Raw genomic sequence first — 22,034 nt, 5'->3', positions numbered from 1 at the left:
TCCCTCTGTGTACGCGTGTCGTCCGTCCAGGGGCGCGGACCGACGTTCTAGGCGCGTACCGGCGACGCGGCCATGGCGTGTTTCACCAGGCGGATCAGCACGATCTTGCTGGAGTCGCGGTCGCGCGCGTCGCACATCACGATCGGCACCCGGTCCGGGATGACGAGGGCCTCGCGGACCTCGTCGGCGGTGTAGCGCGGCGCGCCGTCGAAGCAGTTCACCGCGACGATGAACGGGATCTTGCGGCGTTCGAAGAAGTCGATCGCGGCGAAGCTGGATTCCAGCCGCCGGGTGTCCACGAGCACGATGGTCCCGATCGCGCCGCGCGCCAGGTCGTCCCACATGAACCAGAAGCGTTCCTGGCCCGGGGTGCCGAACAGGTACAGCACGTGCCGCGTCGAGATGGTGATCCGGCCGAAGTCGAGCGCGACGGTGGTGGTCGTCTTGCGGTCCAATCCGGACAGATCGTCGACGCCGTCGCTGGCTTCGGTCAGTACCTCCTCTGTGGACAGTGGAGGGATTTCGCTGACCGAACCGACCAGCGTGGTCTTCCCCGCGCCGAACCCGCCGGCGACGATGATCTTGACCGGCACGGGGATCATGTCCATCCCCTTGCCCTCAGAGCTTGATGAGGCCATCGAGCACCGCCTGGAGAGTCTCGTGGTCGGGCGCGTGCAACGGCTGCCGCGACGGGGAACGGGTGAGGACGAGCCCGCGTTCGATCAGGTCGCCGCACAGCACCCGGACGACGCCGAGCGGCAGCTTCACGAACACCGCGATTTCGGCGACCGACAACGGTTCGCGGCACAACCGCACGATCGCGGTGTGCTCGGGCCCCAGCCCCACCGGCTCCTGCGCGGACTTCAGCGTCATCACCTGGGTGGACAGATCGAGCCACGCCTGCTCGGACGGGGTCCGGCCGCTGGTGATGGTGTAGGGCCGCACCAGCGGACCGGCGGCCTCGTCGTACCAGCTGATCTCGCCGCTCACGTGGCCTCCCGCAGCACCGTCGCCGCCTCACGGGGGCCGATGGTCAGATAGTCGCCGACCCGTTTCACCAGGCGGCTCATCTCGTAGGCGATCATCTCGACGTCGGTGTTCTCCCCGGCGAGCACGGCGAGGCAGGCGCCCTGCCCGGCGGCGGAGACGAAGAAGTACCCGCGCTCCATCTCGATCATGTTCTGCAGTACCTGACCGCGGTTGAACTGCCTGCTCACCCCCTTCGCCAGGCTCTGCAGGCTCGACGCGATCGCCGAGAGCTGGTCCGAGTCGTCCTTGCTCATCCCCGCCGACTTGCCCATCAGCAGGCCGTCGGCGGACAGCACGATGGCGTTCTGCACGCCGACGACACGGCTGACGACGTCGTCGAGAAGCCAGTTGAGATCGGGTTTGGAGTTCCCGTACTCGTTCATGCGAACAGACCTTGACTTTCCTCTGTGGACGTTCCTCTGTGGACTTTCCGGTGGGCCCGCACGGCTAGCCGTCGTCGGTCTCGGCGCGCCCCCTGCGGGTTCCCTTGTGGAAGGCGGTCAGCGTGCGCGCGGTCGCCTCCGCGGCGCCGCCCCCGTCGAACAGGCTGCCCTCGTCCGGATCGTCCTGGAGCTGGGCGACGAGGTTCTGCTGCGGTTCGCGCCGGGGCAGCCGGGGCCGGTCGTCGGCCGGTTCCGCGCTCGTGGCGGCCGGAGCGGCGACGTCGTCCGCCTCGGCGACAGGGGCATCGGGCGGGGTCAGCGCGTGGGCCGGGTAGGGCCGCGGCTTGGTCTCCCGCACCACCGGGATCTGGCCGGTGAACGAATGGGATTCGCGCTCCCGCTTCCGGGGTGTGGGACTCGGGGCGCCCACCGGCTCGACGACCACGGTGTCCTCCTGGGTCGTTCCGTTCCTCGGCTCCGCTCCGTCCGGTTCCTCCGGTTGTGCCCCGGCGAGGTGCCGGGTCGGGACCAGGACCGTGGCGCGGGTGCCGCCGTAGCGCGAGACGTCGAACGTGACGGTGATACCGAGCCGGGATGCCAGGCGTGCCACCACGAACAGCCCGAGACTGGAGTCCGCGCGCAGGGCCATCGCGTCGAATTCGGGAGCCTCGGCCATCATCGCGTTGGCCCACTCGCGGATGCCTTCCTTCATCCCGAGCCCCTGGTCGGAGACGTCGACCACGACGCCGCGGGCGACCTCCCGGCTGGTCACCTCGACCGGGGAACCGGGCGGGGAGAACGACGTCGCGTTGTCGACGAGCTCGGCGATCAGGTGAATCGTGTCGGCGACGGCCGATCCGACGATCGCCACGTCCGCGACCTGATCGACCTGGACCCGGGAGTACTGCTCGGTTTCCGACACCGCGGCGCGCAGCACCTCGATCAGGGACACCGGTTTGCGCCAGCGGCGGCCGGGCTGCTTGCCGCCGAGGATGATCAGGTTCTCGGTGGTGCGGCGGGCTCGGGCGGCGAGGTGGTCGAGCTGGAACAGCGAAGCCAGCTGCGTCGAGTTCTCCTCCCGGCTCTCCATCTCGTCGAGGATCTGCAGCTGCCGGTGGACGAGGACCTGGTTGCGGTGCGCGATCCCGAGGAACACGTTGTGCACACCGCTGCGGGCCTTCGCCTCGCTCGCGGCCGCGTTGACGGCGGTCAGCTGGGCGACGTTGAACGCCTCGGCCACCTGGCCGATCTCGTCGCGGCCGTGGTCGAGCCGGGGTAGTTCCTCCGACAGGTCGACGGGTTCGCCGTTCTTGAGCCGGTCCACGATGCCGGGCAGGCGGTTGCGGGCGAGGTCGAGCGAGTCGGCGCGCAGGCGTTCGAGGCGCGTCATCAGCGCGCGGTCGACGAGCGAGCGGGACACCCGGACCGCGACGATGATCGCCGCGAGCGAGGCGAGCAGCGCGATCACACTGCCGATGATCGCGTTGCGCAGCTGGGCGTTCCCGTCGTCGATCGCCGCGGCGGAGACCTTGTCGGCCTGTCCGATGGTCAGATCCGTGAGAGCGCGCGAAACCTGCGTGGTCACATTGTCCCAATCGGACTCGGTGACCGCCACGGTGTTCTGCTCGCCGCGTCCCCACGGGCCGTGTTTGACCAGGAGGTTTTCGTTGTTCTCCAACCGTTTCCAGGCGTCGCTCGCGATCAGCGCCTGGTACCGGTCGCGCATTTCCGGTTCGAGGAACGGCGCGATCTGGCTCAGCTGGGTGCGGTAGAAGCCGGACAGCTGGGTGAACTGGAGGAAGTCGTCGGGGGCGAACGTGCCCGCCGCGAACGCCGAGGACACCAGCGACGTCTCGCGCGACATCAGGTCGCCGGCGCGGAACACCGAGGTCGCGGAGATCGCGCCCTGCACCGCCGTGGCGTCGGGCACGACACGCGCCTGCGTGTCGAACAGGTTCGCCGCGGTGTCCAGCACACCGTTGTAGTAGCCGTTGACCTGGGCGCGGTCGATACTGCGGAAACCGACCTGGGAGCGCAGCACCGGCAACTGCTCGAACTGGCGCTTCAGCGCGGTGACCTTGGTGGCGATCTCGTCGGGCGCGGTCGAGATCGCCGAGTCCAATGCGGAGCGCAGCCCGTCCAGCTTCTCGTCGGTGCTCTTCTGCTGTGCCTGCAACCGCGACTGGCCGCCGGCGGGATTGTCCAGGTAGCGCAGGGCGGCCTGACGTTCCTGTTGCAGCGACGACAACGCGGTGACCGCGGGGATCGACACCTCGCGCACGGACACCGCGACCAGCCGCACGTACAGGCCGTTGATGAAAAAGTACGACGAAACCGCGGTCCACAGCACCAGCAAGGTGACACTGGGGATAAGAACTGTGCGCGTAAGCCTCTTGCGGATCGACTTGTCGTATGCCTTACCGGACTCATCTTTACTCTGCACGGGGGCTCACGAACTCCTGAGTCGCGGTAGGCGAAAAGTCGGTACACCACCGGGAATCCGGGCACGAGGGCGGAGGAGGGCTGCCGCGGTCACGACTTCTCGCCTCACCCTTCGCCTTGGCACGGAACGGATCCGGGGCCCGTTTTTTATCATGATCCACGCGGCCGTGGTGGTCCGGTTCTCGCCCTGGGCCTGCGGCGGAAGGGAAGCTGACAGTTCTTGTCCGCCCGCCGTCCGCGTTTGTCGTGGTACCGGAGCTGAACAGAAAAGATCTCCCGCGACCACTGGGCCGAACGAGTGAGGGCGAGATCACTGCTCCGCCATCCGGCGGGTCGCGCCGCGGTCAGGACGGCGGCCCCGGCTCCGCCGGGAAGAAGATCGGCGCGAGCAGGTGCCGGGTCCGTCCCTTTCGCGGGCGATTGCCTGCCCTCGCCGCGATGGCCGCGCGGACCTCTTCGGTCAGGCTCGCGCGTTCGTCCTCGTCGAGCCAGAGCGAGAACTGCTTGTACGAGACGCCGTCGGCGAACGGGTCGGCGCCCTCGCGGCCGAGGTAGACGTCGAACTCGGCGAGCAGCGACGCGACGACCGCGGCGAGCCCGCGCCGGTGCTCGTCGGCGGTCATGCGGGCGGCGTCCTCGGCGGGGATGACCGCGTGGCCGCGCCGGAGCCGGTAGCTGCGCTCGACGGCGCCGCGGATCCGTTGCTCGCCCGCCACTTCGACCAGGCCGCCCTCGGCCAGCAGCGCGAGCTGCCGGTAGACGGTCGCCCTGGACACGTCGGGGAGCCGGTCGCAGAGCTGCGCGGTGGTGAAGACCTGCTCGTCGGCGACGGCCTGCACGATGCGCAGCCGGACCGGGTGCAGGAGCAGCGTCATGGTGTCCACCTCGTAATCGTCTCACAACTGCTATTGTTCTCAATATCGAGACCAATGAGGGAGGACACCCCATGTCGCCGCAGCACCCGCCCCTCGGCAGGCACTACCGCGTGCACGGCAGGCAGCTGATGCTGGACAGGGCCGGGGAAGGCACGCCGGGCGTGGTGTTCCTGCCCGGCGCCGGGCTCACCGGCCTGGACTACTGGAACCTGCACCGGCGCCTCGCCGAGCACACGACGTCGGTGCTCTACGATCGCGGCGGCACCGGCTGGAGCGAAGCGGGGAACTGGCCGCGCACCGCGGCCCAGGTCGCCGACGAACTGGCCGAACTCCTTGACACAGCGGCAATCCCGGCGCCGTATGTGCTGGTCGGCCACTCGCTCGGCGGCGCGTACGCCCGCCGGTTCGCGCAGCGGCATCCGGAACTCGTCGCCGGGCTGGTGCTCCTCGAACCCCTGCACGAGGACTGGGACCGGATCATGCCGGAGCCGCTGCGCCTGTCCGCCCAGGCCCCGGCGAGCGAGTCCATGCCGGAGTTCACCGCCGAACTGGTCGAGCACTTCCGCGGCATCTTCGCCAGGGCTTTCGCGGAATGGCCGGACGAGCTGCGCGAGCCGGCGGTCGCCCGGCATCTCGACCCCGCGCTGCTGCTGCGCGGCATGGAGGAGAACCGGACCGCCCTCGCCGTCACCGGGGAACTACGCGACGGCGGGCCGGTTCCCGGCGTTCCCCTCGTCGTCGTCACCGCGCTCGGCATCGACCCCGGCCAGGCGCTGTTCCTGTCGGAGGAGGAACTCGCCGCGCAGAACGACGCCAAGCTGCGTCTCTACGGCGAAGTCGCGGCTCCCGGCAAGCACGTCGTCCTGGACAGCGGCGGGCACAGTTCCCTGCACACCGACCGGCCGGACGACGTCACACGGGCGATCCTCGACGTCCTCGCCGCCGCCAGGGAACGCCAGTGACGGGAAAGCTCAGGCGGCGACCTTCACCGCGATGGCGGCCTGGCCCGCCTCGGTCAGCATGGCGGGCACCCAGCCGGTGGCGGTCTCGGTGGCGGGACGGATGTACCCGGCATGGGCCAGCGCGTGCGCGGTCATCTGATCGCAGCAGGCGAAGCCGTCGATGAACAGGTCCGGTTCACAGCTGCACGACATCGTCGCCCGTCCGGCTGCCACCGCCTTCAACATCGCTAGCGCGCGGTGGGTGAGCTCGACTGTTTCCCCAGATCCGGACACCGGACTGACCTTCCTCGTGTGGCACTTACCCAGAGTTATCGCTCATTGGGCCATTGGTGTTAGCCAGTTTTTCAGACGTTTCGGGGACCGGTCCGGTTCCGGCCAGCTTTTCCTCCAGGGTGTGCGCCCATTCGCGAGCGACGCGGCGACGACGGCGCGTGTCGTCGGTCAGCAGGTTCGCCAGGCCGAGGCCGCGTCCGAGGTCGAGAGTGGCCTGGACCAGTTCGCGGACGCCGGGCCGTGACTCGTCGACGCCGAGGAGTTCGACGGTCACCCGGTGTGCTTCCCGCCCGACCCTGGCCTCCAGCGGCACCAGCGTCGCGCGCAGCGACGCGTCGGTCGAGGCCACCACCCACAGCTGGAGCGCGGCGCGGAACATCGTTCCGGTGTAAATGTTCAGCACCATGTCGACGACGTGCTGGAACCGCGATGCCCCTTCGGGCACATCGGCGGCCTGCGCGCGCAGCTCGTCGATCTGCGCCTCGCCCAGCATCTCCACCGCGGCGGCGACCAGGTCCTCCCGGGTGCGGAAATGGTGCTGTGCCGCGCCTCGGGAGACCCCGGCCCGTTCGGCGATCACGCCGACGGTGACGCCGTTCCAGCCTCGCTCGGCCAGGCAGTCGACGGCGGCTTCGACGAGCCGCCGCCGCGTCGTCCGGCTGCGTTCCTGCTGGGGTTCGCGCGGGGTCTCCCGCTGGGGTTCACGCAGCATCAGGACGGCTCGACCCAGAAGTCGAGCTGCAGGTCCTCCTCGGAACCGCCGATGCGGTACTTCGCGAAGTCGGTGACGCCCTCGGCGGCGAGCACCTCGTCGTCGATGAAGAAGTTCCCGGTGACCTCGCGGCTCGGTTTGGTCAGGACCACGTACGCGGCGTCGGCCATGATCTCCGGCGTCCGGCTGCGCGAGGCCAGCTCGGCACCGACGACGTTGCGGATCGCGGCGGTGTCGATCGTGGTCCTCGGCCACAGCGAGTTGGCCGCGATCCCGTCCTTCTTCAGTTCCGCCGCCAGGCCCACGGTCACCAGGCTCATCGAGTACTTCGCGATGCTGTAGGCCAGATGCCCGGCGGTGAACCACTTCTCGTCGAGGCTGATCGGCGGCGACAGCGTGAGCACGTGCGGGTTCTCCGCGGCACGCAGGTGCGGGATGGCGAGCTTCGAGAGCAGGAACGTGCCGCGGGCGTTGATGTCCTGCATGAGGTCGTAGCGCTTCATGCTGACGGCCTCGGTCGGGGTCAGGTCGATCGCGCTCGCGTTGTTCACCACGATGTCGATCCCGCCGAACTGCTCGACGGTCTTGGCGACGGCCGCCGCCACACCCTCGTCGTCGCGGACGTCGCCGACGATGGGCAGCGCGTGCCCGCCCGCCTCCTCGATCGCCTTGGCCGCGGTGTGGATCGTGCCGGGCAGTTTCGGGTGCGGTTCGGCGGTCTTCGCCAGCAGCGCGACGTTCGCGCCGTCACGGGCCGCCCGCAGCGCGATGGCCTCGCCGATGCCCCGGCTGCCGCCGGACATGATGATGGTCTTGCCGTCCAAAGTAGACAAAGTGACTCCTAGTACGACTTGGGCAGGCCGAGGCTGTGCTGGCCGACGAAGTTGAGCACCATCTCCCGGCTCACCGGCGCGATCCGGCCCAGCCGCACCGACGTCAGCAGCGTGCCGAGTCCGTACTCGGTGGCCAGGCCGTTGCCGCCGTGGGTCTGGACGGCCTGGTCCACGGCATGGATCGCGGCCTCCGCGGCGGCGTACTTCGCCATGTTCGCCGACTCCCCCGCGCCGAAGTCGTCACCGGAGTCGTACAGCGTCGCGGCCTTCTGCGTCATCAGCTTCGCCAGCTCCAGCTCGACCTTGATCTCGGCCAGGGGATGCGCGAGCCCCTGGTGCGAACCGATCGGGACGCCCCACACCTGTCGCTGGTTGGCGTAGCCCACGGCTTTGTCCAGCGCGTAACGCGTGATGCCGAGGGAGAACGAGGCGCCCATGATGCGTTCCGGGTTGAGCCCGGCGAACAGCTGCGCGATCGCCGCGTCCTCCTCGCCCACCAGTGCTTCGGCGGGTAGGTGGACGTCGTCGAGGAACAGCGAGAACTGGTTCTCCGGCGCCACGATGTCCATCGGGATCTTCGTGTACTCGAAGCCGGGCGCGTCCGTGGGGAGGATGAACAGCGCGGGCTTGAGCTTGCCGGTCTTCGCGTCCTCGGTGCGCCCGACGATGAGCACGGCGTCGGCCTCGTCGACACCGGAGATGAAGACCTTGCGTCCACTGAGGATCCAGCCGTCGCCGTCGCGTTTGGCGGTGGTGGTGATCCGGTGCGAGTTGGACCCGGCGTCCGGTTCGGTGATCGCGAAGACCATCCGCTTGCTGCCGTCGGCGATGCCGGGCAGCCACGTCTTCTTCTGGTCCTCGGTGCCGAACCGGGAGATCACCGTGCCGCAGATGGCCGGGGACACCACCATGAGCAGCAGCGGACAGCCCGCGGCGGCCAGTTCCTCCAGCACCGCGGCGAGGTCGGCGATACCGGCACCCCCGCCGCCGTACTCCTCGGGCAGGTTGACGCCGAGGTAGCCGAGCCGCCCGGCCTCGTGCCACAGCTCGTCGGTCTTGGCGCCGGCGCGGGCCTGCTTCATGTAGTACTCGCCGCCGTACTTCTTCCCGAGTTCCGCGACGGCCTTGCGGAGCTGCGTCCGCTCCTCGGGTTCGGTGAAGTTCATCGTCATGCTTCGTCTCCCACCACTGCCAGAACCGTGCCCACTTCGACCTGCTGCCCGACCGTCACCGGAAGTGCGGTCACCACCCCGTCGGCGGGGGCGGTGATCCGGTGTTCCATCTTCATCGCTTCCAGCCACAGCACCGGGTCCCCCGCCGCCACGGTGTCGCCGACCTGGGCGCCCAGCCGCACGACCGTGCCCGGCATGGGCGCGACGAGCGACCCCGCCGCCAGCGCGGCGTCCGGGTCGGCGAAGCGCGGCACGACGCTCAGCGCGACAGATCCCAGCGCGGAGTCCACATAGGACGTATCGCCGTAACGCGCGACGTCGAAGGCGCGCCGGACACCGGCGACGTCCAGGACGACCCGTTCGGGCTCGGCGTTGACGAGCGCGACGTCGTCGTATCCCTCGGCACGCAGACCATCCCTGGCCAATGTGTAGACGACCTCGTATTCGTTGTCCCCGGCGGAGAATCGCTTGCGCTGGCCCGCCGATCGGACGTTGCGCCAGCCACTGGGCAGCCTGCTCCACATGATCGCGGTGGCCCGGTTGCCCGCCGCGTCCGCCAGCGCGGCCGCGAGCGCGGAGAGCCGCTCCGTGTCCACTGTGGCCAGTGGTTTCGCCAGGACGTCGAGGCCGTGCCGGTCGAAGAACGCCGTGTCGGTTTCCCCGGCAAGGAAGGCGTCGTGCCGGAGGATGTTCACCAGCAGGTCGCGGTTGGTGACCACGCCGTGGATCTTCGCGCCGGAGAGGGCTTTCGCCAGCCGCCGGGCCGCCGAGGCGCGGTCCGGTGCCCAGGCGATCACCTTGGCGAGCATCGGGTCGTAGTGCACGCCGACGACGGACCCGCTCACGAAACCGGAGTCGAGCCGCAGCCCGGGCCCGTGCTCGAATTCTCTGTCCACATCGGACAGTTCGAAGCGGTGCAACGTGCCACTCTGCGGCTGCCAGCCTTCGGCGGGGTCTTCGGCGTAGAGCCGGACCTCGATGGCGTGGCCGGTGCTCGGCGGCGGATCCGCGGGCAACCGCTCCCCTTCCGCGACGCGCAGCTGCCAGGCCACGAGGTCGGTGCCGGTGACGCATTCGGTCACCGGGTGCTCGACCTGCAGCCGGGTGTTCATCTCCAGGAAGTAGAACCGGCCGTCCGGTCCGGCGAGGAATTCGACCGTGCCGGCGCCGACGTAGTCGATCGCCTTGGCCGCCTTGCGGGCCGCCTCGAACAGTTCCTCGCGCATCGCGGCGTCGACGAGCGGGGACGGTGCCTCCTCGACGACCTTCTGGTGCCGCCGCTGGATCGAGCACTCCCGCTCCCCCAGCGCCCACACCGTGCCGTGCGTGTCGGCCAGCACCTGGACCTCGATGTGCCGCCCGGTCTCCAGGTAGCGCTCGCAGAAGACGGTCGGATCGCCGAAGGCCGAACCTGCCTCGGCACTGGCGCTCTCGACGGCTTCCGCGAGTTCGTCCAGCTTGCGGACCACACGCATGCCGCGTCCGCCACCACCCGCGGACGCCTTGACCAGCAACGGCAAATCGGACTCGGTGACCTCGGCGGGGTCCAGTTCGGACAGGACGGGGACTCCGGCGGCCGCCATCAGCCGTTTGGACTCCACTTTGGACCCCATCGTCTCGATGGCTTCCGGTGGCGGCCCGACCCAGGTCAGCCCCGCGTCGAGGACGGCGCGGGCGAACGCGGCGTTCTCGGACAGGAACCCGTATCCCGGGTGGATCGCGTCCGCGCCACTGTCCGCGGCCGCCTTGACGAGCAGATCGGCGCGCAGGTATGTCTCGGACGGCGCGTTTCCGGGAAGGTGGACGGCGACGTCGGCCTCGGTCGCGTGCGGTGTCCCGGCGTCGGCGTCGGAGAACACCGCGACGGTGCCGATCCCGGCGTCGCGGCAGGTCCGGAACACGCGGCGGGCGATTTCGCCGCGGTTGGCGACCAGCAGGTTCTGGATCACGGTGAACGCCGCCCCTTACATCCGGAAGACGCCGAAGCCCTCGGCGCCCTTCACAGGTCCGTTGTGGATCGTGGAAAGACCGAGCCCGAGCACGGTCCGGGTGTCCCGCGGGTCGATGATGCCGTCGTCGTAGAGCATCCCGGACAGGAACATCGGCAGGGACTCGGCCTCGATCTGCCCCTCGACCATCGCGCGCATGGCCTTGTCGTGCTCCTCGTTGTACTCCTGGCCCCGGCCCTCGGCGGCCGCACGGGCCACAATGGACAGCACACCGGCCAGCTGCGCCCCGCCCATCACCGCGGACTTCGCGCTCGGCCACGCGAAGAGGAACCGCGGATCGTAGGCCCTGCCGCACATCCCGTAGTGCCCGGCGCCGTAGGACGCTCCCATGAGGACGGACAGGTGCGGCACCTTCGAGTTCGACACCGCGTTGATCATCATCGCGCCGTGCTTGATGATGCCGCCCTGCTCGTACTCCTTGCCGACCATGTAGCCGGTGGTGTTGTGCAGGAACACCAGCGGGGTGTCGATCTGGTTGGCCAGCTGGATGAACTGCGCGGCCTTCTGCGACTCCTCGCTGAACAGCACGCCCTGGGCGTTGGCCAGGATGCCGACCGGGTAGCCGTGGATGCTCGCCCAGCCGGTGACCAGGCTGGATCCGTAAAGCGGCTTGAACTCGTCGAAGTCCGAGCCGTCGACGACGCGGGCGATCACCTCGCGCGGGTCGAACGGGCTCTTGAGATCGGGCGGCACGATGCCGAGGAGGTCCTCGGTGTCGTACAGCGGCTCGGCGTAGTCCGGCTTCGGGGACGGCCCCTGCTTCGTCCAGTTGAGCCGCTTGACGATGTTCCGGCCGAGGCGGATGGCGTCCTCTTCGTCGGCGGCGAGGTAGTCGGCGAGCCCGGACATCCGGGCGTGCATCTCGGCGCCACCCAGCGACTCGTCGTCGGATTCCTCACCGGTGGCCATCTTGACCAGCGGCGGCCCGCCGAGGAACACCTTCGCGCGTTCCTTGACCATCACGACGTAGTCGGACATGCCCGGCAGATACGCCCCGCCCGCGGTGGAGTTGCCGAAGACCAGCGCGATCGTCGGGCAGCCCGCGGCCGAGGCCCGCGTGATGTCGCGGAAGATCCGCCCGCCGGGGATGAAGATCTCCTTCTGAGTGGGCAGATCCGCGCCACCGGACTCGACGAGGTTGATCGTCGGCAGCCGGTTCTGCGCGGCGATGTCGGCGGCGCGGTAGCTCTTCTTGGCCGTCCAGGGATTGCTGGCGCCGCCCTTCACCGTCGGGTCGCTCGCCGAGATCAGGCATTCGACGCCTTCCACGACCCCGATGCCGGTGACGAGGCTGGCACCGACCCGGTAGTCCGAGCCCCACGCCGCCAGCGGCGACAGTTCGAGGAACGGCGAGTCCTCGTCGAGCAGCAGCTCGATCCGTTCCCGCGCCAGGAGTTTGCCGCGTTTGCGGTGCCGCTCGACGTACTTCTCGCCGCCGCCCGCGACCGCCTTCGCCTGCTCGGCGTCGATCTCGGCGAGCTTCTCCAGCATCGCTTCGCGGTTCGCCGCGAACTCGCCGGTCCGGGTGTCCACTGAGGACCGCAGTGTCGTCATGAGGTGTATCCCAATCGCTTCGCGGCGAGGCCGGTGAGGATTTCCGTGGTACCGCCGCCGATCCCGAGGATGCGGACGTCGCGGTAGTGCCGTTCCACTTCGGACTCCCGCATGTAGCCGAGCCCGCCGTGCAGCTGGACGGCCTCGTTCACCACCCATTCCGCCGCCTCGACCGCGGTGTTCTTGGCGAAACAGGCTTCGGCGATGACCTCCTCGCCGGAGACGTGGCGGACGGCGATCTGGCGGGTGTAGGTCCTGGCGACGTCGATCTTCCGTGCCATCTCGGTGAGCTTGTGCTGCACGAGCTGCCGGGAGATCAGCGGCCGCCCGAAGGTCTCCCGCAGCCGGCACCAGTCCAGCGTCAGGTCCAACGCCCGCTGCGCGTGCGCGTACGCCTGCACCGCCAGCGAGAGCCGCTCGACCACGAACTGGGTGGCGACCTGGGCGAAGCCGCTGTTCTCCGCGCCGATCCGGTTCTCCACCGGGACCCGGACATCCACATAGGACAGCTCGGCGGTGTCGGAACAGAGCCAGCCCATCTTGTCCAGCTTGCGCGACACGGTGAACCCGGGCGTCCCGCGTTCGACCACGATGAGCGAAAGCCCGTGCGCGCCTTCACCGCCGGTGCGCACCACGGTGGTCACGAAGTCGGCGCGGCAGCCCGAGGTGATGAACGTCTTGGCGCCGTTGATGACGTACTCGTCGCCCTCGCGCACCGCACTGGTGCGGATGCCCGCTACGTCGGAACCGCCGTCCGGCTCGGTCACCGCGAGCGAGCCGATCTTCTCGCCCGCCAGCGTCGGCCGGACCCAGCGTTCGATCTGCACCGGGTCCCCGGCCTCGGCGATGTGCGGGACCGCGATACCGCAGGTGAACAGCGAGGCGAACAGCCCGCCGGATCCGCCGGCGTAGTGCATTTCCTCGGCGACGACCACCGAGTCGAGATAGTTGCCGTCACCACCGCCCACCGACTCCGGGAAGGAGACGCCGAGCAGGCCGAGTTCCCCGGCCTTCCGGTGCAACTCACGCGGCAGCTCGCCGTCACGTTCCCAGTCGTCGAGGTGCGGCAGGACCTCGCGCTCGGCGAACGTGCGCACGGTCTTGCGCAGTTCGTCGCGCTCGGGTGTCCGGAAAGGATCGAGAGTCACAGCAGCGCCTCCGGAATGTCGATCTCCCGTGACCGCAGCCATTCGCCGAACGCCTTGGCCTGCGGGTCGAACCGTGCCTGCGACGCGACGCCCTCGCCGAGGATGCCTTCGACGACGAAGTTGATCGCCCACAGGTTCGGCAGCAGATGCCGGGTCACCGGCAGGTCCGCGGTTTCGGGCAGCAGCAGGCGGAACTCCTGCACGGTGAGGCGATGTGCCAGCCACCGCCAGGCCTCTTCGGACCGTACCCAGACACCGAGGTTGGCGTTGCCGCCCTTGTCGCCGCTGCGCGCGCCGATCACGCGGCCCAGCGGGACGCGGCGCACCGGCCCGTCCGGTAACCGCTCCGGTAGCTCCGGCTCCTCCACTTCGGACAGTGCGAGCGTGTCGGCGGCGGGAGCGATGTCCACCCGCGACCCATCCGGGAGGACCGCGACGTGCGGGACTTCCTTGGCGTCCACATAGGACGCGGTGTACAGCCCGTACGGCGAGGCATCCGAAGGCGGTGCGGTGACGTGAAAACCGGGGTAGCTGGCCAGCGCCAGCTCGATCGCGGCGCCGCTGAAGGCCCGGCCCGCCACCTTCGGGTCGGCGTCCTTGACCGCGACGTGCAACAGCGCGCTCGCCCGCTGTTCGGTGTCAGCATCCGGATGCTCGGTACGCGCGAGTGTCCACTTGACCTCGGCGGGCCGTTTCTTGAGCGCGCCTTCGAGTTGCTCCTTGACCAGCGCGGCTTTCTCCTCGATGTCCAGTCCGGTGAGGACGAACGTGGTCTCGTTGCGGAAGCCGCCGAGGCTGTTGAGGCACACCTTGAGCGTCGGCGGTGGCGCCTCGCCGCGTGCCCCGCTGATCCGCACCCGGTCCGGCCCGTCCTCGGTGAGGCTCAGCGTGTCGAAGCGCGTGGTGACGTCCGGCCCGGCGTAGCGCGCGCCGGTGATCTCGTACAGCAGCTGCGCGGTGACCGTCCCGACATTCACGACGCCGCCGGTGCCGGGATGTTTGGTGATGACGCTGGAGCCGTCGGCCTCGATCTCGGCGATCGGGAAGCCCGGCACGCCGATCGTGTGCTCGGTGAAGAACGCGTAGTTCCCGCCGGTGGCCTGGGTCCCGCATTCGATGACATGCCCGGCGGCGACCGCGCCCGCGAGCGCGTCGTAGTCGTCACGGGCCCAGCCGAAGTGCGCGGCGGCGGGCCCGACGATCACCGAGGCGTCGGTGACCCGGCCGGTCACGACGACGTCCGCCCCGGCGTTCAGGCACTCCGCGATCCCCCACGCGCCGAGATAGGCGTTGGCGGTCAACGGTTTTCCGAAATCCAACTCTTCGGCGCGGGCGATCAGGTCATCGCCCTCGACGTGCGCGATCGAGACATCGACGCCGAGCTTCGCGGCCAGCTCCCGCAGCGCGTCGGCCAACCCGGCCGGGTTGAGACCGCCCGCGTTGGCGACGATCTTGACGCTCTTTTCCTTGGCCAGCGCGAGGTTTTCCTCCAGCTGGCGCAGGAACGTCTTGGCGTAGCCGCGGTTCGGGTCCTTCAGCCTGTCCCTGCCGAGGATGAGCATGGTCAGCTCGGCGAGGTAGTCCCCGGTCAGCACGTCGAGCGGGCCGCCGGTGAGCATCTCGCGCACGGCGGAGAACCGGTCGCCGTAGAACCCGGACGCGTTCCCGATGCGCAGCACGTCCGCGCTCATGCGATCGCCTCGCTCCGCGAGACAGTGTCCAATCCTTTTTGGCGCATGATGTCCTCGATTCGCTCGCAAGCGTCGCTCATGCAAACTGCCCCGGCTTGCGGCCCGCCCCGGGCGGCCCGGCGAACGCCTGCGCGATGCCCAGCCACTCGTCGACGCCGTCCCCGGTGGCGACGAGGTCGGTGTCGTCACGGTGCCGCCGCTGCGTGATGAGCAGGCAGAAGTCCACCGCGCTGCCGGTGAGCCGCTGCTCGGCGTCCTCGGGCCCGAACGCCCACGTCGACCCGTCCGGCGCGGTCAGCTCGACCCGGAACTGTTCGGCAGGCGGGGCGAGCGAATGGAGTTTGAACGCGAAGTCACGCGTGCGGGTGCCGAACCGGGTGATGTGCCACAGCCGCATGGTCGGCTCGCGGACCAGGCCGAGCGCGTCGAAGATGTCCTGGCCGTGTGCCCAGGTCTCCATCATGCGCGCGGTCGCCATCGAGGCCGCGCTCATCGGCGGGCCGTACCAGGGCAGTTTCTGTCCCTCTGGCACGGCGGCCAGCGCGTCCGCCAGCGCGGCCCGGCCCGTGCGCCAGTCCGCGAGCAGCTGCCGGGGTGCCTTCTCCGCACCCTCGGCCGCGCCCGCGTCGACGTAGTTTTCGCCGATCTGGAGCAGTTTTTCGACTTCGCCCTGCCAGTCTTCCGGATGCGCCGCCGAGATCAGCGACTTCTCGTCGGTCCAGGCCAGATGCGCGATCTGGTGCGCGATCGTCCAGCCTTCCGCGGGGGTCGGCCGCGCCCAGTCCGACGCGGGCAGGCCGGCCACCACGTCGTCGATCGTCTGTGTTTCCGCCGCGAGATCACCGAGGATCACGCCGAGGTCCGCCATCGCACGCCTCCTTGCGTCCGCCCCAGGCTCGCACCGGCCGACAGAAAAATCAAGCACGCCTGATTGTTTTCGTCCCCGACCGGCCGGGCCACTATTGACACCTTGCCAGTAGTGGTGAGCTGGCTTACTGTCGGGGATATGGCCGACTACGCCGACATCACCTACGCGGTCTCCGAGCGGATCGCCACCGTGACGCTGAACCGCCCGGAGGCCCGCAACGGCTACACGATCCGGATGGCCGACGAGCTCGGCGACGCCATGGACCGGGCCGACCGCGACGAGGACGTCCGGGTCGTTGTCCTCACCGGCGCGGGCAAGGATTTCTCCGTGGGTGCGGACCTTTCCCAGGGCGGCTTCGACTTCGACCCGGAATCCGGACCGGACGCGGCGTGGCAGGAGCCCGCCGGCCGGTGCTCGAAGCGGATCTTCACGATGAACAAACCGGTCATCGCCGCGTTGCGCGGCGCGGCCGTCGGCGGCGGCATCACCATCACGCTTTCGTGCGATTTCCGCCTCGCCGCCGAGGATTCCCGGTTCGGGTTCGTGTTCACCCGGCGGGGGATCTACCCCGAGGGCGCGTCCGCCTGGTTCCTCCCCCGGCTCGTCGGCATGGGCACCGCGCTCGACTGGATGATCAGTGGCCGTCTCGTCGACGCGCGGGAAGCGCTCTCGGCCGGGCTCGTCCACCGGCTGCACCCGGCGGACACCGTGCTCGACGAGGCGTACGCGCTCGCGCGCGAGATCATCGCCACCACCGCGCCGGTGTCGGTCGCGGTCACCCGCCAGTTGCTCTACCGGATGGCGAGCGCGCCTTCACCATTCCCCGTGCACGAACTCGACTCCCGGCTGATCGGCGGCCTGGGCAAGAGTTCCGACGCCGTCGAGGGTGTCGTGTCGTTCCTGCAGAAACGCCCGCCGGAGTTCGCCATGCGCGTCGACAAGGACCTCCCCGACTACCTGCCCTGGCTCCATGAGTGATTACCCGCCCGAACCGTGGAACCTCGCGGGGGACGCCTGGCTGTCCGTCTGGCGCGTCCCAGTCAGTGAGATACCGGCCCTGCCCGAAGGCGCCCGCCCCCTCGTCTGGCGCGGGCGGGCGACGGTCGTCACCGCGTGGATCGACTACCGGCCACCGGGTCAGCTGAGCTATCACGAACTGCTCGCGACCGTGGCCGTCCACGGCCGCCGCGCGGCCACGTCGATCACCGGCATCTGGGTCGACAGCGAGACGTCACTGGCAGGCGGACGCGCGCTGTGGGGCATCCCGAAGGATCTCGCCGCGTTCGAGTTCGCGGGCGGCCACGCGTTCACGGCGTCCGCGGCGACCGGCGACGACTGGATCGCGACCGCCGCCTTCACGCCGCGCCTCGGTCTCCCCTTCTCCATCCCTGCCGCCTTCGAGGTGGTCCAGACCCTCGACGGACGGCTCAAGCGCAGTCCGGTGGCGTCGAAGGCAGGCGCACGGCTGGCGTCCTCGGACTGGCAGATCAACCCCGCGGGACCGCTCGGCCACCTCGCCGGGCACCGTCCGGTGGCCAGCGCGAAGCTGGCCGGTTTCACCCTGCGCTTCGGCGGCTGACGACCTCTGCGGAGTGACCCGCAGACCGGTGACCCACGCGCTCTCAGTGATCACCTAACCCGCCAGGGTGAGTGCGCGACACGCCACCCATTGGGGCACGTGCGGCCCCCAACCCCTACATGTAGTCTCTGGGGACCGACGGCACCAGCGGCGGGGAGTCCGCTCAGAGTGCCTGCCGGCCAACGCTTTGCCCGACCAGCAGCGCTTCGTCCGGGGGACGATGCGCCGATCCGACGCGCCCTTTGGGAGTCATGCATGTCAGTCGACACCAGCCATCGCCCACCCTCCTCTCCGGACAACAAGCCAGCCGGAGTCCGGGTGATCCGGCGCGACGGCAATGTGTCGGAGTTCGACGCCAACAAGATCTCGGTCGCGCTGACGAAGGCGTTCCTCGCCGTCGAGGGTGACGACGCCGCCGCGTCCTCGCGCGTCCACCACGTGGTCGCCGAGCTGACCGAGCAGGTCGAGACCTCGCTGCTGCGCCACGCCGGCCCCGAGCCCGCCCTGCACATCGAGCAGATCCAGGACCTCGTCGAGCTCGCGCTCATGCGCGGCGGGCACCACAAGGTCGCCCGCGCGTACGTCCTCTACCGCGAGGAGCGCGCCAAGGCCCGTCAAGCGGCCGCGCCGGTCCCGGCCGAGGCCGCCCTCAACGTCAAGGGCGCCGACGGTTCGCTGCGTCCCCTCGACTGGGCGCGCGTGTCCCACGTTGTGGGAGAAGCCGTCGCCGGGCTGGACGACGTCTCCGCCGAGCCGGTGCTCGCCGAGACCAAGCGCAACCTCTACGACGGCATCAGCGCCGACGAACTCGCGCTCGCGCAGATCATGGCCGCCCGCGTGCTCGTCGAGCAGGAGCCGAACTACTCCTACGTGTCCGCCCGGCTGCTGCTGGACAAGCTGCGCGGCGAGGCGCTGAGCTACCTCGCCGGCGCGCCGCGCCAGGCCAGCCAGGACGAGATGGCGACGGAGTACGCGCCGTACTTCCGCGCCTACCTGCGCCGCGCCGTCCAGCTGGAGCTGGTCGACGCCGAGCTGACCTCCTTCGACCTGGACAAGATCACCGCGGCCATCCGGCCCGAGCGTGACCTCGACTTCGGGTTCCTCGGCCTGCAGACGCTGTACGACCGGTACTTCCAGCACCACGACGGCGTCCGTTTCGAGCTGCCGCAGGCGTTCTTCATGCGCGTCGCGATGGGACTGGCGATCCGCGAGGACGACCGCGAGGCCCGCGCGATCGAGTTCTACGAGCTGCTCTCGTCGTTCCACTTCATGGCCTCGACGCCGACGCTGTTCAATTCGGGCACCACGCGCGCGCAGCTGTCGTCCTGCTTCCTGACCACTGTGGACGACGATCTCGACTCGATCTTCCAGGCGTACAAGAACAACGCGCTGCTGGCCAAGTACTCGGGCGGGCTCGGCAACGACTGGACCCCGGTCCGCGGCCTCGGCGCGCACATCAAGGGCACCAACGGCCAGTCCCAGGGCGTCGTGCCGTTCCTCAAGATCGCCAACGACACCGCGGTCGCGGTGAACCAGGGCGGCAAGCGCAAGGGCGCGGCCTGCGCCTACCTCGAGACCTGGCACGTGGACATCGAGGAGTTCCTCGACCTGCGCAAGAACACCGGTGACGACCGGCGGCGCACGCACGACATGAACACCGCGAACTGGGTGCCGGACGAGTTCCTGCGCCGCGTCGAGGCCGACGGGCAGTGGACGCTGTTCTCCCCCAACGAGACGCCGGATCTGCACGACCTCTACGGGAACGCGTTCGCGCAGCGCTACCGCGAGTACGAGGCCGCCGCCGACCGCGGCGAGATCAAGGTGTTCCGCCGGGTCCGCGCGGTCGACCTGTGGCGGCGCATGCTGACCATGCTGTTCGAGACCGGGCACCCGTGGATCACCTTCAAGGACCCGTGCAACCTGCGCTCGCCGCAGCAGCACATCGGCGTCGTGCACTCGTCGAACCTGTGCACCGAGATCACGCTGAACACCAGCACCGATGAGGTCGCGGTCTGCAACCTCGGCTCGGTCAACCTGCTCAAGCACGTGACTCCGTCCGGTTTGGACACCGAGCGGCTCGAAAAGACCGTGCGCACCGCCGTCCGCATGCTGGACAACGTGATCGACATCAACTTCTACACGATACCGGAGGCACGCCGCTCGAACCTGCGTCACCGCCCGGTCGGCCTCGGCCTGATGGGCTTCCAGGACGCGCTGTTCGAGTTGGGCGTTCCGTTGTCGTCCGAAGCCGCGGTGCGGTTCGCCGACGAGAGCATGGAGCACATCTCCTACTACGCGATCTCGGCCTCGACCAACCTCGCCGAGGAGCGCGGGCAGTACCAGAGCTTCGAGGGTTCCTTGTGGAGCAAGGGAATCCTGCCGATCGACTCGATGCGGCTGCTCATCGAGGCCCGCCAGGGCGACGCGCTCGACGTCGACCTCTCGTCCACTTTGGACTGGGGAACGCTGCGTGAGCGGGTCAAGACCGTCGGCATGCGCAACTCCAACGTGATGGCGATCGCGCCGACCGCGACGATCTCCAACATCTGCGGTGTCGGGCAGTCCATCGAGCCGCTGTTCCAGAACCTGTACGTCAAGTCGAACATGTCCGGCGACTTCACCGTGGTCAACCCGCATCTGGTCCGCTCGCTCAAGGAGCGGGGGCTGTGGGACGAGGTCATGGTGAGCGACCTGAAGTACTTCGACGGCAGCCTCGGCCAGATCGACCGCGTCCCGGACGACCTGAAGGCGTTGTACGCCACGGCGTTCGAGATCGAGTCGAAGTGGCTGGTGGACGCCGCGTCCCGGCGGCAGAAGTGGATCGACCAGGCGCAGTCGCTGAACCTGTACATCGCGGCGCCGAGCGGCCGCAAGCTCGACGAGCTGTACCGGTACGCGTGGCACAAGGGCCTCAAGACCACGTACTACCTGCGGGCGCAGTCCGCGACGCACGTGGAGAAGAGCACCCTGCGCGGCACGGACGGCAAGCTGAACGCCGTCTCGGCCGCCCCGGCCGCCGCCGCTCCCGCGGCGTCGCCGTCGGCCGCGGTTCCGGCGGTTTCCCCGGCGGCCTCGCCCGCGCCGTCGCCCTCACCGGAGGCAGCCGTGCCGGTGACGCCACCCGCGGCCGAGCCGAAGGAGATGCCCAAGGTGGAAGACGTCGACTTCGCCGCCGTCGAAGGCGCCGCCTGCCGCATCGACGACGCCGACTGCGAAGCCTGCCAGTAGCCCCCCAAGCCTCTGAAGGCCACCTTGAGGGAACCAGAGTCCCTCAAGGTGGCCTTCAGAGACAGTCACCGTCTTTCTGGAGTCCCCTGAGATGACCAACCTGGAAACCACGGACGCCACCGGCCTCGGCGAGATCGAGGTCGGCGCCGCCCGGATCAACGTCGACGACAAGCGGATGATCAACGCCCGCGCCGACGTCAACCAGCTGCTGCCGATGAAGTACCGCTGGGCGTGGGAGAAGTACCTCGCCGGCTGCAACAACCACTGGATGCCGACCGAGGTCGCGATGCAGGCCGACATCGCGCTGTGGAAGTCGGCCGACGGGCTGACCGAGGACGAGCGCACGATGCTCAAGCGCAACCTCGGCTTCTTCGCCACCGCGGAGTCGCTGGTGGCCAACAACATCGTGCTCGCGGTGTACCGCCAGATCACCAACCCCGAGTGCCGCCAGTACCTGCTGCGCCAGGCGTTCGAGGAGGCCGTGCACACGCACACCTTCCAGTACATCTGCGAGAGCCTCGGCCTGGTCGAGGGCGAGTTGTTCAACATGTACCGCGAGGTCCCGTCCATTTCGGACAAGGACGCGTGGGCGCTGAAGTACACGCAGAACCTGGAAAACCCGGACTTCGAGACCGGCACGCCGGAGGCCGACCAGGCGTTCCTGCGTGACCTCGTCGCGTTCTACGTGATCTTCGAGGGCATGTGGTTCTACACCGGCTTCGCGCAGATCCTCTCGCTCGGCCGCCGGAACAAGATGGTCGGGATCGCCGAGCAGTACCAGTACATCCTGCGCGACGAGTCGATCCACCTGAACTTCGGCATCGACTGCATCAACCAGATCAAGATCGAGAACCCGCACCTGTGGACCGAAGACTTCCAGGCCGAGGTGCGCGGGATGCTGCAGGAGGCGTGCGAGCTCGAGGTCGCCTACGCCCGCGACACCATGCCGCGCGGCATGCTCGGGCTGTCGCACGAGCTGTGCGAGCAGTACATGCACTTCATCACCGACCGCCGCGCCCAGCAGATCGGCCTCGCCCCGATCTTCGGCGAGACCGAGAACCCGTTCCCGTGGATGTCGGAGGCGATGGACCTCAAGAAGGAGAAGAACTTCTTCGAGACCCGCGTCATCGAGTACCAGTCCGGCGGCGCCCTCGACTGGGACTGATCCGCGACGGCGAACTCACGCACCTGAACGGACGCGGAGCCCGGGCCGATCGGTGCCCCGCGGGGGGGGGCGCGGGGTAGCGCGAGGGGAGTGGCGGGTGGGGCTGTAGCC

The 22,034-nt window shown here is 69.1% G+C and carries 19 protein-coding genes; 5 read left to right on the top strand and 14 right to left on the bottom strand.

Going from position 1 to position 22,034, the window contains the following annotated elements:
* Positions 1-47 precede the first annotated feature (47 nt).
* The 5 genes from ACFWX1_RS17220 to ACFWX1_RS17200 all read right to left on the bottom strand — a co-directional run bounded on the left by ACFWX1_RS17220 (position 48) and on the right by ACFWX1_RS17200 (position 4,729).
* On the bottom strand, positions 48-602 hold the full coding sequence (locus ACFWX1_RS17220) for an ATP/GTP-binding protein (protein WP_378388313.1): 555 nt from the start codon (positions 600-602) through the stop codon (positions 48-50).
* A gap of 16 nt (positions 603-618) precedes the next feature.
* On the bottom strand, positions 619-990 hold the full coding sequence (locus ACFWX1_RS17215) for a DUF742 domain-containing protein (RefSeq protein WP_378326194.1): 372 nt from the start codon (positions 988-990) through the stop codon (positions 619-621).
* Positions 987-1,412, bottom strand: coding sequence for a roadblock/LC7 domain-containing protein (locus tag ACFWX1_RS17210; RefSeq protein ID WP_378326196.1), 426 nt, complete (start codon positions 1,410-1,412; stop codon positions 987-989). Before ACFWX1_RS17210 ends, ACFWX1_RS17215 begins: the two co-directional genes overlap by 4 nt.
* A 64-nt stretch (positions 1,413-1,476) precedes the next feature.
* Complete coding sequence (locus ACFWX1_RS17205; RefSeq protein ID WP_378388311.1) at positions 1,477-3,855, bottom strand: nitrate- and nitrite sensing domain-containing protein; 2,379 nt, start codon at positions 3,853-3,855, stop codon at positions 1,477-1,479.
* A gap of 343 nt (positions 3,856-4,198) precedes the next feature.
* Entirely contained in the window at positions 4,199-4,729 is a 531-nt protein-coding gene (locus tag ACFWX1_RS17200) for a helix-turn-helix domain-containing protein (RefSeq protein WP_378388309.1), read from the bottom strand.
* Between the two features lie 71 nt (positions 4,730-4,800).
* On the opposite strand from ACFWX1_RS17200, the gene ACFWX1_RS17195 reads away from it, so the two are divergent.
* Positions 4,801-5,691: an alpha/beta fold hydrolase gene (locus tag ACFWX1_RS17195; RefSeq protein ID WP_378388307.1), complete on the top strand. Its 891-nt coding sequence runs from the start codon at positions 4,801-4,803 to the stop codon at positions 5,689-5,691.
* A gap of 9 nt (positions 5,692-5,700) precedes the next feature.
* Here the strand turns inward: ACFWX1_RS17195 and ACFWX1_RS17190 are convergent, their stop codons facing one another.
* The 9 genes from ACFWX1_RS17190 to ACFWX1_RS17150 all read right to left on the bottom strand — a co-directional run bounded on the left by ACFWX1_RS17190 (position 5,701) and on the right by ACFWX1_RS17150 (position 15,951).
* The gene (locus ACFWX1_RS17190) at positions 5,701-5,964 is read right to left on the bottom strand and encodes a hypothetical protein (RefSeq protein ID WP_378388305.1); all 264 of its coding nucleotides are present in this window, start codon (positions 5,962-5,964) and stop codon (positions 5,701-5,703) included.
* A 25-nt stretch (positions 5,965-5,989) separates the two neighbouring features.
* On the bottom strand, positions 5,990-6,676 hold the full coding sequence (locus ACFWX1_RS17185; RefSeq protein WP_378326201.1) for a TetR/AcrR family transcriptional regulator: 687 nt from the start codon (positions 6,674-6,676) through the stop codon (positions 5,990-5,992).
* Positions 6,676-7,509 (bottom strand): SDR family oxidoreductase, encoded by an 834-nt coding sequence (locus ACFWX1_RS17180; RefSeq protein ID WP_378388303.1) that lies wholly within the window; start codon positions 7,507-7,509, stop codon positions 6,676-6,678. The genes ACFWX1_RS17185 and ACFWX1_RS17180 overlap by 1 nt, the downstream gene beginning before the upstream one ends.
* An 8-nt stretch (positions 7,510-7,517) precedes the next feature.
* Positions 7,518-8,675, bottom strand: coding sequence for an acyl-CoA dehydrogenase family protein (locus ACFWX1_RS17175; protein ID WP_378388411.1), 1,158 nt, complete (start codon positions 8,673-8,675; stop codon positions 7,518-7,520).
* Positions 8,676-8,677: 2 nt separating this feature from the next.
* Positions 8,678-10,630, bottom strand: a complete 1,953-nt coding sequence (locus ACFWX1_RS17170) for an acetyl/propionyl/methylcrotonyl-CoA carboxylase subunit alpha (RefSeq protein WP_378388301.1) — start codon at positions 10,628-10,630, stop codon at positions 8,678-8,680.
* A gap of 15 nt (positions 10,631-10,645) precedes the next feature.
* On the bottom strand, positions 10,646-12,244 hold the full coding sequence (locus tag ACFWX1_RS17165; RefSeq protein WP_378388299.1) for an acyl-CoA carboxylase subunit beta: 1,599 nt from the start codon (positions 12,242-12,244) through the stop codon (positions 10,646-10,648).
* Positions 12,241-13,434 carry an acyl-CoA dehydrogenase family protein gene (locus tag ACFWX1_RS17160; protein WP_378388297.1) on the bottom strand — a complete coding sequence of 398 codons (1,194 nt, stop codon included), beginning with the start codon at positions 13,432-13,434 and terminating at the stop codon, positions 12,241-12,243. Before ACFWX1_RS17160 ends, ACFWX1_RS17165 begins: the two co-directional genes overlap by 4 nt.
* Positions 13,389-15,083, bottom strand: a complete 1,695-nt coding sequence (locus ACFWX1_RS17155; protein WP_378388295.1) for an acyclic terpene utilization AtuA family protein — start codon at positions 15,081-15,083, stop codon at positions 13,389-13,391. Before ACFWX1_RS17155 ends, ACFWX1_RS17160 begins: the two co-directional genes overlap by 46 nt.
* 76 nt (positions 15,084-15,159) lie before the next feature.
* A complete protein-coding gene (locus tag ACFWX1_RS17150; protein ID WP_378388293.1) occupies positions 15,160-15,951 on the bottom strand; it encodes a TIGR03084 family metal-binding protein in 792 nt (263 codons plus the stop codon).
* 138 nt (positions 15,952-16,089) lie between these two features.
* Here ACFWX1_RS17150 and ACFWX1_RS17145 point away from each other — a divergent pair, with 138 nt between their 5' ends.
* The 4 genes from ACFWX1_RS17145 to ACFWX1_RS17130 all read left to right on the top strand — a co-directional run bounded on the left by ACFWX1_RS17145 (position 16,090) and on the right by ACFWX1_RS17130 (position 21,923).
* The gene (locus ACFWX1_RS17145) at positions 16,090-16,929 is read left to right on the top strand and encodes an enoyl-CoA hydratase-related protein (RefSeq protein WP_378388291.1); all 840 of its coding nucleotides are present in this window, start codon (positions 16,090-16,092) and stop codon (positions 16,927-16,929) included.
* Entirely contained in the window at positions 16,922-17,530 is a 609-nt protein-coding gene (locus ACFWX1_RS17140) for an acetoacetate decarboxylase family protein (protein ID WP_378388289.1), read from the top strand. The genes ACFWX1_RS17145 and ACFWX1_RS17140 overlap by 8 nt, the downstream gene beginning before the upstream one ends.
* A 255-nt stretch (positions 17,531-17,785) precedes the next feature.
* Positions 17,786-20,758: a ribonucleoside-diphosphate reductase subunit alpha gene (locus ACFWX1_RS17135; protein WP_378388287.1), complete on the top strand. Its 2,973-nt coding sequence runs from the start codon at positions 17,786-17,788 to the stop codon at positions 20,756-20,758.
* A 91-nt stretch (positions 20,759-20,849) separates the two neighbouring features.
* The gene (locus ACFWX1_RS17130) at positions 20,850-21,923 is read left to right on the top strand and encodes a ribonucleotide-diphosphate reductase subunit beta (protein ID WP_378388285.1); all 1,074 of its coding nucleotides are present in this window, start codon (positions 20,850-20,852) and stop codon (positions 21,921-21,923) included.
* Positions 21,924-22,034: the final 111 nt, after the last annotated feature.

The organism is Amycolatopsis sp. NPDC059021, from assembly GCF_042739895.1.
Taxonomy (GTDB): domain Bacteria; phylum Actinomycetota; class Actinomycetes; order Mycobacteriales; family Pseudonocardiaceae; genus Amycolatopsis.
Note: the sequence above shows the minus strand (reverse complement) of the source record. Positions and strands in the feature narration are given on the sequence as shown.

Excerpts from the sequence above, each read along its gene's own strand:
- ACFWX1_RS17135 (WP_378388287.1), top strand. The coding sequence starts at position 17,786 with ATGTCAGTCGACACCAGCCATCGCCCACCCTCCTCTCCGGACAACAAG.
- ACFWX1_RS17130 (WP_378388285.1), top strand. The coding sequence starts at position 20,850 with ATGACCAACCTGGAAACCACGGACGCCACCGGCCTCGGCGAGATCGAG.
- ACFWX1_RS17175 (WP_378388411.1), bottom strand. The coding sequence starts at position 8,675 with ATGAACTTCACCGAACCCGAGGAGCGGACGCAGCTCCGCAAGGCCGTC.
- ACFWX1_RS17185 (WP_378326201.1), bottom strand. The coding sequence starts at position 6,676 with ATGCTGCGTGAACCCCAGCGGGAGACCCCGCGCGAACCCCAGCAGGAA.
- ACFWX1_RS17165 (WP_378388299.1), bottom strand. The coding sequence starts at position 12,244 with ATGACGACACTGCGGTCCTCAGTGGACACCCGGACCGGCGAGTTCGCG.
- ACFWX1_RS17200 (WP_378388309.1), bottom strand. The coding sequence starts at position 4,729 with ATGACGCTGCTCCTGCACCCGGTCCGGCTGCGCATCGTGCAGGCCGTC.
- ACFWX1_RS17160 (WP_378388297.1), bottom strand. The coding sequence starts at position 13,434 with ATGGCTGCGGTCACGGGAGATCGACATTCCGGAGGCGCTGCTGTGACT.
- ACFWX1_RS17155 (WP_378388295.1), bottom strand. The coding sequence starts at position 15,083 with ATGAGCGCGGACGTGCTGCGCATCGGGAACGCGTCCGGGTTCTACGGC.
- ACFWX1_RS17140 (WP_378388289.1), top strand. The coding sequence starts at position 16,922 with ATGAGTGATTACCCGCCCGAACCGTGGAACCTCGCGGGGGACGCCTGG.
- ACFWX1_RS17145 (WP_378388291.1), top strand. The coding sequence starts at position 16,090 with ATGGCCGACTACGCCGACATCACCTACGCGGTCTCCGAGCGGATCGCC.
- ACFWX1_RS17195 (WP_378388307.1), top strand. The coding sequence starts at position 4,801 with ATGTCGCCGCAGCACCCGCCCCTCGGCAGGCACTACCGCGTGCACGGC.
- ACFWX1_RS17220 (WP_378388313.1), bottom strand. The coding sequence starts at position 602 with ATGATCCCCGTGCCGGTCAAGATCATCGTCGCCGGCGGGTTCGGCGCG.
- ACFWX1_RS17210 (WP_378326196.1), bottom strand. The coding sequence starts at position 1,412 with ATGAACGAGTACGGGAACTCCAAACCCGATCTCAACTGGCTTCTCGAC.
- ACFWX1_RS17150 (WP_378388293.1), bottom strand. The coding sequence starts at position 15,951 with ATGGCGGACCTCGGCGTGATCCTCGGTGATCTCGCGGCGGAAACACAG.